Annotated in this window: 11 protein-coding genes; all 11 read left to right on the forward strand. The window is 44.6% G+C overall.

The window, feature by feature from the left end:
- Positions 1–3 precede the first annotated feature (3 nt).
- The 11 genes from SD450_RS09880 to SD450_RS09930 all read left to right on the forward strand — a co-directional run bounded on the left by SD450_RS09880 (position 4) and on the right by SD450_RS09930 (position 13,170).
- The gene (locus SD450_RS09880) at positions 4–5,019 is read left to right on the forward strand and encodes a helicase-related protein (protein ID WP_119648313.1); all 5,016 of its coding nucleotides are present in this window, start codon (positions 4–6) and stop codon (positions 5,017–5,019) included.
- A 393-nt stretch (positions 5,020–5,412) separates the two neighbouring features.
- Positions 5,413–6,114 carry an AsnC family protein gene (locus SD450_RS09885; protein WP_119648314.1) on the forward strand — a complete coding sequence of 234 codons (702 nt, stop codon included), beginning with the start codon at positions 5,413–5,415 and terminating at the stop codon, positions 6,112–6,114.
- 5 nt (positions 6,115–6,119) lie between these two features.
- A complete protein-coding gene (locus SD450_RS09890; RefSeq protein WP_119648315.1) occupies positions 6,120–6,950 on the forward strand; it encodes a serine/threonine protein kinase in 831 nt (276 codons plus the stop codon).
- Entirely contained in the window at positions 6,951–8,150 is a 1,200-nt protein-coding gene (locus SD450_RS09895) for a hypothetical protein (protein WP_099545113.1), read from the forward strand.
- 319 nt (positions 8,151–8,469) lie between these two features.
- Positions 8,470–8,955 (forward strand): hypothetical protein, encoded by a 486-nt coding sequence (locus tag SD450_RS09900; RefSeq protein WP_119648316.1) that lies wholly within the window; start codon positions 8,470–8,472, stop codon positions 8,953–8,955.
- Positions 8,956–8,967: 12 nt separating this feature from the next.
- Positions 8,968–9,183 carry a PRTRC system protein C gene (locus SD450_RS09905; RefSeq protein WP_119648317.1) on the forward strand — a complete coding sequence of 72 codons (216 nt, stop codon included), beginning with the start codon at positions 8,968–8,970 and terminating at the stop codon, positions 9,181–9,183.
- A 2-nt stretch (positions 9,184–9,185) separates the two neighbouring features.
- A complete protein-coding gene (locus SD450_RS09910) occupies positions 9,186–10,229 on the forward strand; it encodes a hypothetical protein (RefSeq protein WP_119648318.1) in 1,044 nt (347 codons plus the stop codon).
- Positions 10,229–10,939, forward strand: a complete 711-nt coding sequence (locus SD450_RS09915) for a hypothetical protein (protein WP_119648319.1) — start codon at positions 10,229–10,231, stop codon at positions 10,937–10,939. Before SD450_RS09910 ends, SD450_RS09915 begins: the two co-directional genes overlap by 1 nt.
- Positions 10,929–11,729, forward strand: coding sequence for a PRTRC system ThiF family protein (locus tag SD450_RS09920; protein WP_166248841.1), 801 nt, complete (start codon positions 10,929–10,931; stop codon positions 11,727–11,729). Before SD450_RS09915 ends, SD450_RS09920 begins: the two co-directional genes overlap by 11 nt.
- A 615-nt stretch (positions 11,730–12,344) precedes the next feature.
- Positions 12,345–12,947: a DUF6088 family protein gene (locus SD450_RS09925; protein WP_119648322.1), complete on the forward strand. Its 603-nt coding sequence runs from the start codon at positions 12,345–12,347 to the stop codon at positions 12,945–12,947.
- Positions 12,940–13,170, forward strand: coding sequence for a nucleotidyl transferase AbiEii/AbiGii toxin family protein (locus tag SD450_RS09930; RefSeq protein ID WP_119648323.1), 231 nt, complete (start codon positions 12,940–12,942; stop codon positions 13,168–13,170). Before SD450_RS09925 ends, SD450_RS09930 begins: the two co-directional genes overlap by 8 nt.
- The last annotated feature ends 58 nt before the right edge of the window (positions 13,171–13,228 follow it).

Here is a 13,228-nt window from a genome sequence, read left to right on the forward strand (position 1 = left end):
GGGATGAAACAGGAACATTTGGCTCAGATCGTTGCCTTGATAAAGGCATCGAATCCCAAGAACTATTATATCAACAATTCCGGACTTGCCAAGTTGGGGGAGCTGTTGTTCTATCCTGCATCTGGGAAGGAAAAACAGGGGCAACAATTGCTGCAAACCCTTGAACAGGCCTTCCCGGAGACCTTCAGGGGAATTCTGGCTTCGTTGCGGCGGTACCATCTGACCAGTTACTATACCCCCAAGACCCTTATCGAATATAAAATCGGTCTTCTAAAAAAGAACGGGTTCGAACCCAAGACCATACTGGAGCCCTCGGCGGGCAATGGGGCCTATGTGCAGGAATTGAAAAAGGCGTTTCCCGAAGCCCAAATCACGGCTTTGGAACCCGATATCCTATCGTTTGAAATCCTTAAGGCCAATAACCAAAAAGACGACCGTGTAACCGTACTGAACACCACTTTTGAGGATTTTTTTCTGGATCAAGGGGAAAAGACCCGTTTCGATCTGGTCATGACCAATATCCCTTTTGGGGACATTCCCATCACCAAGGCCTATCGACACGATTACCTGACGGAAGGTCCGCTCAAGAATGTGGGCAATTATTTTAATTTTTATGCCCCAAAGATGGTACGCCATGGGGGAATCACGGCCTTGGTTACCTCTTCCGCCTTTGCCGAGCGAAGTGCCTACAATGATTTTAGGGAGTCTATATTATTGGATAACGACTTGCTCCTGGCCAACCGTTTCAACACGGACTTGTTCACCAACGAGGGCACCAAGGTCGTATCCGATCTATTGTTGTACCGTAGGACTTCCAACAAAAAAACGCTGTCCGCCGACGAAATGGATTTTGCGGAAACCGAAGCCGTTGAACTGGAAGGTCAATCCTTTCTGACCAATCGTTTTTTCAAGAACAATCCGGGAAATGTTCACGGTACGCCCAAGCTCGGCTTTTTCCACAACAGGCCAAGCATTATTGTTGAACCTAACGAAATATCCCTGTCGAATTTTCTGGAAGGACAATCCGATGGTTTCAAGTTCGAGGTCGGTCAGGCACCTTTAGATATACCGAAAAAACCGGAACCCTTGCCAAAGGAGGCCATAGCCGAGGAACAAACGGCAGCACCACCAACGCCTCCTATCGTCGATACGGTTTTACCTCCGATTGCCTTGCACGATAAAGAAGCCAAACAATACTCCCGATTGTTTTTTGGTACCTACAATTTTAACAAGAAGGGCGAAGTTTTGTTTTACACCGACCCACAGCGCACAAGAAAGGTACCCCATAAAATCAGGGAATTGGTGGCGGACTATGCCCGTATGCGGAACGAGCTCGTACTGCTCAACCTCAATATCGAAAAAAGGGAACTTCCGGAGCAAGAAGTTGCCCGACGCTTCCAGGACTTGGACTACCAATTGGACACCTTCCATTTTAAGTGGGGATTCCTAAAGGGGCATCTCATATTTCTGAAGGACGACCATTATTTCGAGCAGGTCCGCCAACAGTTTGAGAAAAAGGAGGATGGAAAGGGCTATGGCAAAAATCCGTCGTTCACCTTGAAACGATTTCTAAAGGCTCCCCGCGCCAAAACCAAACCCGATGAAACCGCTTCTGCTGAAATTGGCACAGATACATCCGACTCAAAGGAACCCAGATTCGAGAATCCCGAACAAATGGCGCGCTACCAATTTGACCATAACGGACAGATCGATATAGCAGCCATCACAAGAGCCTTTAAGACCAACGAAAAGGAACTGTTGCTGAACGGGCTGGAAACCCGCTCCCTTTTTCTAGAGCCCGATAGGGAATCCGAAACGGGCTATGCAGTGGTGCCCTATTTCCTATTTTCGAGTGGCTATATCCAGGATAAGATCGATTATGTCGGGAACCATCCTCCGCCATTCGAAATCGGAACGGAAAGAATGGAACAGGCGTTGACGGAGCTGCTTCCCATAAAGTTGGACCTGGACGATATCGAGTTCAATTTCGAAAGCCATTTTATCCCCATTTCCGCGAAGGAGTCCTTTTTAGAGGAGCTCATAGGCGAGAAGGTACAGATCAATATGGCCCAGTTCAATTCCACCCTGACCCTGATGTTCCCCAGGGACTTTAACCAAGAGGCCCACGAACGTTTCAGTGTGGTGCTGCACCATGAGGTCAAGGCGAACTATAAACGGATATTGCAACATTTTGCTGAAAACAGGTATCCTGTCATCTTTACCTCGTATAAGGACAGGTCCGGAAAGACCATCAGGAAACTGGACAAGGATGCCACCTTGATGGCCCAAAATATTTATGAGGAACTGCAGCTCCACTTCAAGTCCTTTATCGAAGGGAGCCAAGAATTGAAGGCCACCATAGAGAACAACTATTATCAGGCCTTTTTGGCCGATGTCAATATCACGGTACCCAAGGGATGGCTCACCTTTCCGGATACCTTGGTCTACCCGCCCTACCAGCACCAGATCGATTCCACACTCTTCGGGCTTACCAAAGGGAGTGCCCTGAACGATCATCAGGTCGGCAAGGGCAAGACCCTCTCCATGGCGATGCTGGCCCATAAACTGAAACAGCACGGGAAGAGCAAGAGAACCCTGTTACTGACTTTAAAAAGCGTAGCCCCCCAGATCGAGGCCGAGATCAGGGCCAATTTTCCCCAACTGAACATGCTCCGATTGAGTTCCAAGAACATGGCCAAGGGCAAGAGGGCCAAGACCTTGAAAACGATTAAAAACCACAGGGCCATTGACCTGATCATCGCCGAGCATGGCCATTTAAAGCAGATTCCCAAATCAAGGCACTTCGTCCTGGATATCCTCGAAGAAAAAATCGATATGATCGAACAGGACCTACAAACGGCAAGGGAATACGGAAATATAAAGGAATCCAAAAAACTGATCAAGGGCCTGATCAAAAGGAAGGAACATTTGGAGGGCAAGCTACAGGCGACCCTTAAAAAATTGGAGGAACGGTCCGATGGGATGGAAACGACCCTGACGGATCTAGGCATCGAAGCTTTGATGATCGACGAGGCCCATTATTTCAAGAACATCGGTTTCACGACCCGGCATCAGAACGTATCCGGCCTCAACAACCATTCGGACAGTCAAAGGAACCTGGACCTTGAAATCAGCATAAAATCCATCCACCACAGGATGGGTCCCGACAAAAACATCTTTTTTTATAGCGGCACCCCTCTAAAAAACTCGGTTACCGAACTGTATGCCTACCAGCGCTATCTTACCCCTGCGGCACTGAAGCGCAAGAACATCTTCAATTTCGATGCCTGGGCCTCGATTTTCCTGAAGCAGAGCGTAAGCATCGAACCGAACATTTTCGGGGATCCGAGGATGCATGCGCGATTTCGATACTATACCAATCTGCCCGAATTGAGCAAGATGTACAACTCCTTTACCCATATCTGTAGGGACAAACATTTCAAGACCCATGACCTTGAAGTGGACAGGGAATTTATCATTTTGGAGTCGACACCAGCCTATGAAGAACTCAAACAGGCCTCGCTCAGGTTTACAAAGGATCGCAACCAAAATGCCCTGTTCAAGGTTCCCATTTACAACGCAGACCAAATGAAGTCCGCACACATAACGGCACTCAACATCAACCGTTCCCTTTTGATCGACCCTTTGGCAAAGGACAATCTTGCCATCGATTTTTCGGAACTCGACCAATTCAAACTGCAACGTCTGTGCCGGGATGTTGCCGAGCTTTATAAAAAAACATCGGAACACAAAGGGGTGTGTTTGGTGTTCTCCGACCTGAATGTTTGGAAACCGGGACAGTACAACTCGTACGACACGGTCCGCGAAATCCTTTGGGAAGACTATGACATTCCAGCCCATGAAATTGCCTTGGCTCAGGAGGAAAAGGCTAAGAACAAAACGGATTTCATGCAGGAAAAGATACGAAATGGAGAGATTAGGGTGGCACTCGGTAGTACACAGGTATTGGGTACGGGCACGAACATCCAAAAACGGGTCGTAGGCATCTTCCATATGGACATTCCCTATTCCCCCGATGCCTTTGACCAAAGGGCCGGACGGGGCCTGCGCAAGGGAAATGAAGTGGCCCAAATCTATGGCAATACGGTGGTGGAGCGATTCTACGGCATCAAGGATTCCACGGATATCTTTTCCTATTCGTTGAATACCCATAAGGAAAGGTTCCGGGAACAGATCAGGGAAGCCGACCCGAACAAGCGTATCTATGACGACCTTGTTCCCGATGACAAGAGCCTGTCCTATGAGCAGATGCAGGCTGCGTTGATTGGGGATATGGACCAATTTCAACTCGTCAAACTTTCTGATGACCTAAAGTTTTTACAATCGCAAAAGCGGTTGCACGAGCTCAACAAGGCCAATTCCTTCAAGGCCATCGAGCGCATCGAAAAGGAAAACAAACATATTGTTTCCCAAGTGGCCGATTTGGAAAGGGCGCAAAATGCGATCAGCGGGATGAACATGCCCATGGATGAAATCGAACCCGAGGACATGGACCAGTTGCAAAGAGGTTTGCTAGGTCTCGTTTCGGGTTCCGAACTCGAATCGAGTGTCCATAATGTAAAGGAACCCAAAACTTTCCTTAAACAATTGGGCTTGGCCATGGTCGAACGGTCGAATTTGAACCTGAACATACAAAAGCACAAGCAAGTTGCCCGTTTGCGAACCCTGAATGCCAATTTGGTCTTTCAAGCAGAATATGTTCCCTCAAATCACAATTATCTCTATTGCTATCGACTGGAGTTTAGGAATATCCACATCGTTGGCAGAAAACAGCAACGGTTCGACCCGGAAAAAGTGGCCCTGCAACTGTTCAAACTATGTCAAAAGGTACAACGGGAAATCAGCTCCAAAAAATTCGATCTGGACTATAACCTGCGTTCGATGGAAACCCATAAAAAGAAAACGGCTATTGGCTTCCCTCCGGAAAAAACGGCCAAGATGCAGGTATTAAGACAGGATATCAAAGAGCTCAAACGAAAAAGGGCAGTCAAAGTCTAACCGCGGCAAAGACTATTTTGTATATTCCAATTTAGAATGTAAACACGCCTAAAGTGGAATATAGCCAGAAATACCTTATAAATTAGTAGTTGAATTTTGGCGGTTAGCCCCTTTATAATGGATATTTTTTAGTCAATAGCTGTGCGGTTGTTTTAAAAGGGACTACTTACGAGGATTCCTGAAATCTTAAAAGTTCAAATTGAATTGGAGTTGTTTGCCCAGCATATAATAGGGAGTAGTTTCATCTAACCTTTTTAGACCCTATCATTAGCAGTTTTTTTGAAAACAAATGGCAATAAACGCCGAGAGTATTGATTTATTTTTAATATCCTGTTCAAGTACAAAAAAGGAATTATCTTTAGACTGTTATCTTTGTTCAAAACAAAAATTTATATGCTCGACAACCTGCAATTTAACTTTAGGAAAGAAAAAGAAGGCCCTGAAAATGACTTGGTCAATACTTTTCTAAATCAATATACTCAAAACTTTGAGAAGAAAAATTACAAGTTTAAAGTACTAAAGGAAGTTTATGCCGAGACAGGAATCCCAGATATTCTGATTGTGGTATGGGAAGATATTGATAAAAGTGGTTGGCCGCCAAAGAGAAATAAACTCGATAAAACGGACATTAAAATCCTGCACCATATTTCTTCAAATGGTAAAAGGGGTATCCGTTTTAAAAGAATACTTCAACAACTTGGGTACTCCGAAAAATCCGCTCAGAAATCCCTTAAAAAGCTGGTGCAAGCAGAGCTTATATTCTTTAACGGAATGACTGCCAGAATAAAGGATTTTGAAAATTCCTTTTTTGTACGTGAAATCATTTCCATCGAAGCTAAAATGAGTGATTGGAAGAATGCGTTTAAGCAAGCACAGTTAAATGAAAACTTTTCCTCACATTCTTATGTGTTGCTTCCTGATAAAACCATAACCGAGAATGTAGTGTCTTCGATCAATGGCAACCTTGGAATTTTATCTCAAAGTGAAGACGGCGCAAAATTGAAGGTAAGGGCAAAAAAAGCCAAACTACCTGGGTCTTATTTCTCTTGGATTATCAATGAATATATAGGCCGTCAATTGGCATCAGCTTTGTAAGTTTTATGATAGAAGAATTAAAGGATTTAAACCTAATCAAAAAAGGGGGGCAAAAGGAAGTTTTCCAAGGTACACATGATGAACATGGTCAAATCGTATTCAAGAAAGTTTTTCCAAATTCTGACAGTTTAGAGCGAACAAAAAGGGAAATAAGAGCGGTATCCGTACTAGACGAATCTCCGAATATACCTAGAATCATCGCTCATAATTGCGAAGAAGCTGACCCAGAATTTATTTGGATTGTCGAAGAGTACATTTCAGGGCAAAATCTAAGGGACGCCATAAATGACGGCAGAAAGTTCCTAATAAATGATATTGTTCGGTTTTTGGACACTATGCTCGAAATAGCTGTTCATTCCGAAAACAAACAACTGGTGCATAGGGATATTAAACCAGAGAATATTATCCTCGACGATGATGACAACTTTTGGCTTCTTGATTTTGGAATAGCAAGACACCTTGATCTAGAATCCATAACCAAGTCTGATGACCCCTTTGGCCTATTTACAGTGGGTTACGCATCCTCAGAACAATTTAGAAACTATAAAAAAGATATTGATATACGCGCAGACCTTTTTTCAATAGGGGTGGTTTGTTATGAATTGTTAAGGGGGCAAAATTTTTATATGGTCGATGTCGATAATGATATTTTTAAGGTTCTTAGAAAACTGGAGAATATATCTTTACCGCCTCTGAGAATAGAAGGCGATGGACAATTCCAACTCTCTACCTTTATTAGTCTTTTAGGAGACCATCGAAGAAATAGAAGGCCGAATACGGCTAATGAGGCAAAAATTATTTTTGACACTTTAAAGGAAACACTTACTTTAAATTAAATGGAACTATACCTTCAATTTGGATATGGAATGATGGCGCATTGCAAGCACCTTATTAAGAACTGGCAATCAGGCACTGTAATTTTGAGTCCAAGAGATCAAGACATAGATCAAATGAACGGTTTTGTTCCGGACATACATAAAGTAGGTGGTCAAGTTGTCTTTGATCCTCAATTTTATGTGCCGCACGCTGACCATGGAAGATTGACATCCCATTCGTTTTGGCCATCGGATTATTCAACAGCTCTTTTTAATTCGGTCGACGTCAGAAGAATGCTCGCAGTATTAAGGGACGAGTATAATAGCCCTTATGAAACGCCATTTTTCATCCTACCGGGAAGCAGAAGCTCTGAAATCAATGATAATTGGTATAACTACCATACTTTAATTATCAATGAAGCACAGAATTTAAATGTTCATGAAAACATTTATTTCACTTTGTGTTTATCTCAAGAAGCTATGAATTCTGAGGAGGCAATTCACGATGTTTTAGAATATATGGATACTTGGAATGTGCAAGGCTGCTATGTGGTACCAGAACCATCTAACAATCGCTATTTGGTTGACAACCCAAATTGGCTTGTCAATCTAATGGATTTAACCGCAGGTTTAAAACTTCAAGGTAAACAGGTTGTTGTTGGCTACGCCAATCATCAAATGCTCAATTTGGCACTTACGAAAACCGATGCAATAGCATCCGGAAATTGGCTCAATGTTAGGAGCTTTAATGCCAATAAGTTCAACAATCCGGAGGATTCTGTTAGTAGGAGGTCAACATGGTACTATTGTCCTCAGAGCCTATCGGAATATCAGATACCGTTCTTAGATATTGCGAGACGTTTGGGTATTTTGAGTGATTTAAGAACGGATACAGAAAACCTTTCTGGTTATGCCGATATTCTCTTTTCTGGTGCGCAACCAACAACTGTCAAATATGGCGACCGAGAGTCTTTCCGGCACTATCTACAATGTTTACGCATGCAAGCCCAAAATACCGTGAAAGAATCTTATATTGAGACTAAGGAATCCATTAAATTAAGACTGGAAGGAGCCGATAGACTTACCAAATATTTTAATGACAATGGAATACGAGGAAAGGACAGGGATTTTTCGGATGTTGTAGACTCCAACCTTTCTGCTTTAAATGTTTTTCACAGATTAAGAGGAATGGTCTTAAGTCACAAATGGGATTCTATTTAAATTTCCTATGGATTTATACATCTCAGTTATCAACTACGAAAAGCGCATGAATTAACGAAAGCCCTACTTCGTATGCAACACAGCCTGCCATAGATACCGTAAACTACTTCCGCAAAAATTTTTACGGTTACCTAAAGTCCATCCAAAAATTTGCAATGATTCCCGCCCGCCTCCAATAAGCGGACACCGGTTCCAACGCCCCTTCGGGGCGTATTTTGTGGTGAGGGGAAGAAGAAGTCGATTGTGGTTTAAATCCTTAATTTTCAATGATTTAAAGATTATTGAGGGTATCTTGTAACAACAATTAAAAGCAGTACCTATGGAAACATTCTTTAAATCTTTGGGCAAGACGGGCATTGGACAATTCTCCATATCGGTCTCCTTTCACGGTACGGACTGTGCGGTCTCGCTACTCCCAAAGGCATCGGAGGGCGACAACGCCCTAAAAGCGATACGGCCCTTTACGCTCAAGGGCAGCATCGAGGAAATCGATACCGTCTTTTTGGAACGGTTGGGGAAACCCATGCAGGAAACAAAAGTACTGTTCGACAATGCCAACGGCTATCTCAGCAACCTGAAAAAGGCCGAGGAAAAGACCAAAATGGCGAACGACCGTAAGGAGAAAAAGAAGAAGGCCCTGTCCGACCTAAAGGAACTGGTCAAGGACAAGAAGTTCAACCCAATGGCCGAACACGAGAAGGCCGTGGATCTGGCCAACAAGGTATTGGAACTCGATGAAAACGACGCTTTGGCGAAAAAGACCATCGAGGATATGAAAGCCTATCAGCAACCCACCTTTTTTTAAACCACAAGCACTATGGAAGTATTAGGATTGGAAAGAAAATTTATGCTAAAGAACGTCTCGGGCGAATCCGTCTTGGACGACATCGACCCAAATTGGGCACCGGATCAAATCAAAGACCACTATGCCTCGGTGTATCCCGAACTGACCAATGCCAAAATCGTGGACAACGGCATTGTCGACGGCCGTCATGAAATTATGTTCAAGACCATAGCGGGAACCAAAGGATAGCGATGAATGAAAAAGAGGCACATACCATCAAAAAGGGACCTGTCCCGTTTCCACAAATCCTTGTTCGGCATTCTGGATTCGCGGGCGAGGCCGTCATCGGGAACCCGAAGACCCAAGCACGTCCAACAAGGGGGTCGTTTTTTTCTGACCTGACCATCCCGATCTTGCCTCGATTCGAGGTATTCGAAGATGGGGACGGAAATCGATGGGACACTCTAGGTACTCTCACAAAGAATGCTTTGGATACCCTTACAGGCAAGGCATCCGCCTTAACGGAAGATAGCCCAGAAATGCAGTTCTTCGGACAGTTGCAACGATTGCACAGGGAAATACCCGATGCACTGGTAAAGGAGGTATGCACCCAAGAGGGAAATGATGGCATCCTTGTCATGAAGCCTGTTTTTGAGGCGCACCATATTTGGGCGATCCCAATGGCTCCCATATTTTCTTTGCGTACCCGAAATGCTAAACTGTTCGCTAGCCTGCTGTCCTTTGTGCATTCATTGCCCTTTGACAATGTATTCAAACGGATGGGCTACCTCTTGGAATGTTTGCTCGAATGGTCGTTCGAGGTCTCGGAATCCGAATCCGACCCCGAGACCGACTGTTGCGCCGAGGGGCCATGTGTCCTATGCTTTATAGAGGCCCATGCTTCCGATTATGCCAAATACGAGGATTTCGATTGGTTGGCCTGTATGAGAAGCTACCGACCAAAAAATACCTTGTTCAAAATGATGCGGGATTTGCTGTTGGAAGCACCTACCATTGATTTCAATGCCTTTGCCAACCTATGTTTTTTGGAAGACGATATGGATATGGAAGTGGACGACCTGATCGTCTTTTTAGATAGGGAGGATTCCCAACTGGAAAACGGCTATATCAACTTTGTAAACGAGATCGCACAGTACGGCTACTCCCATACCATCTACGACACATCACTCACAGTTGGGAACAAGACCAAAGCCTTTGTTATGCGGGAGGAAGGGCAGGTAAATGCCATTTTCAATTTTATGGATTGTTTGAACGAACTCTTAAAAAAACTCTGATGGAAGAAAACACCCGACACGACCCGAAATTTCATTTTGAACCCAAAATAGCCATCATAGGCTATGAGGCCATAAACGGGTATTACGGACGGGACGAATGTTACTTTTCAAGGCACACCGTTCGAAACGGGAAATTGGGGGCAGGATCCCCGCTTACCATGGATATGGTAAGGGACATGCTCAAATTGGTCGATGTGGACAGATGCGAGTTTTCCTTTAAGGGTCGGTTGCCCAAACAGTTGCTCTATTTCAGGGACAAGGGTACGTTACAATTGGTCTGGTCTTGTGACCGACCCGTGGAAAGGCTACTTTTTAAAGAGCAATTGGACATACCTACGGGAACATATCCCATACCCAAATTGGTATTTTCCCTTTCGGGGGAATCGCTTTCCGTTTTTGCCATAACTCGAAAAAAGCCGATCCATGACGGCACGGAACTCTACCATGCCCCTTTTATGAACGTCTATGCCTCTGGAAAGGTGTGCATGGGCGATGCAACATTGTGTTATCGCCATTTGGACTTTTATGAGGACATGATGGCCTTTGCGGAAAAGCAATTTTTCCTGTCGGTTTTTACCCATACGAACCACGACCATCTGCTCAACGGAAATTACACGGAGTTGATGCTCCAAATGCATGGGACGCAGCATTTCGAGGAAGCCCTTTTATTCCCTAACCACCAACTTTTACAGCATGTCTATGAAAACTGATCTCCACTACGCCCCGAACTATTTTTTCGCTCCCACCCATCCCATTAGCATTGCGTTGGTCGGGGCAGGGGGCAACGGTTCCCTCGTGTTGGCACGTCTGGCAAGGCTAGGCCATGCCTTGGTGCAGTTGGGGCATCCAGGCCTCTATGTGACCGTTTTCGACGGGGACTTGGTACAGCCCTCGAACGTGGGCCGGCAGTTGTACGCCCCACAGGACGTTGGGGGCAACAAGGCCATTTGTGCCGTAACCAAGGTGAACCATACCTTCGGACTGCAATGGGATGCCGTTCCCGAACGGATAGGCGCGGACGATAAAAGATTGCACGCCAATCTGATCATTAGCTGTGTGGACGGTGCCGATTTTCGTTTGGAACTGGCAAAGGTGCTTAACCATCCACGTTCAGGTTCCTATCCATACGAGAACCAACATTATTGGTTGGATTTGGGCAACGGAAAATATTTCGGACAGTTTGTCCTAGGAAACCTGCAACACAATAATCTGCGTTCGGAAGGGGAGGCGAAACACCGCAAGCTGGACCATATCGTAGACCTGTTCCCCGACCTATTGGCGATGGAAAAAGAGGTCGAACAGGGAAGGGGATGCAGCTATGCGGACAAGTTGCAGGAACAATCGCTGTTCATCAATGATACCTTGTCGTCAATGGCCGTCCATTGTCTCTACGAACTTCTAACGAACAAAAAGATCAAATATCACGGGGCATTCGTAAACCTTGAAACGGGTAGAACGAATCCGCTTCCCATAAAATCCAACGTGCATGCTGTCGCTTGAAATGCTATACGAAAAGCTTCCCTTTATGGGATTTGTCATTTTTATGTGGATCATTCTACAGGGAATGCTCAGGCTCAAACGTTTTTTGGGAATACCGTTACTGCTATTTCTTTTTATCTTGGTAGGCATCCCATTTATTAAGGATTTGGTGTGGCTCTTTGGGGCATTGGAACTATCGGTCTGGGGATATTCTATTGCCAAAAAATGGCCGAGGCCATATTCTTGATTGTACCATTGTAATGATCGTTCTTATTGGTTCGTCTTTTTCTCTCCCTTCCCATGGTTTCTGCGGGAGTTGCGCGAAAGCCGCACCTTATCGGCCTCCCGAAATCCCTGCGGGATGTCATCGGGGGCCTCACGGTTTGCTTTCACACAACCCCCTCGAAACGGGACGCAAAAGTATGGAAGCCCCTATCGGGGTCCCATACCTTTGCGGAACGTGTTTTGTAGTTCCATAGTGTACGAGAACTTTGTTCGGTGTGTGTACCGTTGGTTCCCGTATTTAAGATATTTTATCGTTTTTTACGCAGGCAACTATTGTAGGAATAGATTAATAGCCAAAATTATTTTGTAACAAAAATTTACTAAATTTGTTACAAATAAGATGAATATGCTATGCGGAGTGTTGAGTCCAAAATAAAAAAATCCATTTCCAAAAAGGAGCGGGGAGAATTAGTGTTCCCCGATGATTTTCGGGGATTGGGTTCACCTGAAGCCATACGGTTGGCCCTCCATAGGATTGAAAAAGAAGGGTATATAAAAAGAGTGGCCCAAGGAATCTATGTCCGTCCCAAGATAAGTAAATATGTGGGAGAGGTATTGCCAACGGCAGAGGAGATTGCTAGGGCCATAGCCAAAAGGGACAAGATCAGGTTGGTACCTACCGGGGTATATGCTTTAAGTGCGTTGGGGCTTAGCACACAGGTACCCATGAAACTTGTCTTCCTTACCGATGGAGCTCCCCGGGAATTAAAATTGGGGAAGCGAAGCATAAAACTAAAGAAGACCACCCCCAAGAATTTATCGGCCAAGGGCGAGATAAGCAGACTGGTCATACAGGCCCTTCGCGAGATAGGAAAGGAACAATTAACGGACGAGGAAGAAGCAAAGATTATTGCCCTATTGAAAAAAGAAGACCAAAAAGACCTGCTTCACGATATAGCATTGGCTCCGGCATGGATCCGTAAAATTATGGAAAAGAGCTTGGAAAATGGATAAAAGGACATTTTACGATATACCCAAAGAAGATAGGCTTGCCATCTTTAAAAATGTAGAAAACAAAACGGGAATCCCCGATTTTGCGGTTGAAAAAGACTGGTGGGTCGTCCAGGCATTAAAGGTAATCTTTGAAATGGAGATAGCGGAACATTTGGTCTTTAAAGGAGGGACCTCGCTAAGCAAGGCTTGGAAACTGATAGATCGGTTTAGTTATCCAAAGTAAATCGTTATCCAAAGTGGGTTTACATAAGTAATTGGCAATAAGAATATTAACCAGTATA

Source organism: Flagellimonas baculiformis (assembly GCF_033441575.1).
Lineage (GTDB): Bacteria > Bacteroidota > Bacteroidia > Flavobacteriales > Flavobacteriaceae > Flagellimonas > Flagellimonas baculiformis.

What these genes read in the sequence shown, in the direction of transcription:
- SD450_RS09880 (WP_119648313.1), top strand. Translation starts at nt 4, where the DNA reads ATGAAACAGGAACATTTGGCTCAGATCGTTGCCTTGATAAAGGCATCG.
- SD450_RS09885 (WP_119648314.1), top strand. Translation starts at nt 5,413, where the DNA reads ATGCTCGACAACCTGCAATTTAACTTTAGGAAAGAAAAAGAAGGCCCT.
- SD450_RS09890 (WP_119648315.1), top strand. Translation starts at nt 6,120, where the DNA reads ATGATAGAAGAATTAAAGGATTTAAACCTAATCAAAAAAGGGGGGCAA.
- SD450_RS09895 (WP_099545113.1), top strand. Translation starts at nt 6,951, where the DNA reads ATGGAACTATACCTTCAATTTGGATATGGAATGATGGCGCATTGCAAG.
- SD450_RS09900 (WP_119648316.1), top strand. Translation starts at nt 8,470, where the DNA reads ATGGAAACATTCTTTAAATCTTTGGGCAAGACGGGCATTGGACAATTC.
- SD450_RS09905 (WP_119648317.1), top strand. Translation starts at nt 8,968, where the DNA reads ATGGAAGTATTAGGATTGGAAAGAAAATTTATGCTAAAGAACGTCTCG.
- SD450_RS09910 (WP_119648318.1), top strand. Translation starts at nt 9,186, where the DNA reads ATGAATGAAAAAGAGGCACATACCATCAAAAAGGGACCTGTCCCGTTT.
- SD450_RS09915 (WP_119648319.1), top strand. Translation starts at nt 10,229, where the DNA reads ATGGAAGAAAACACCCGACACGACCCGAAATTTCATTTTGAACCCAAA.
- SD450_RS09920 (WP_166248841.1), top strand. Translation starts at nt 10,929, where the DNA reads ATGAAAACTGATCTCCACTACGCCCCGAACTATTTTTTCGCTCCCACC.
- SD450_RS09925 (WP_119648322.1), top strand. Translation starts at nt 12,345, where the DNA reads ATGCGGAGTGTTGAGTCCAAAATAAAAAAATCCATTTCCAAAAAGGAG.
- SD450_RS09930 (WP_119648323.1), top strand. Translation starts at nt 12,940, where the DNA reads ATGGATAAAAGGACATTTTACGATATACCCAAAGAAGATAGGCTTGCC.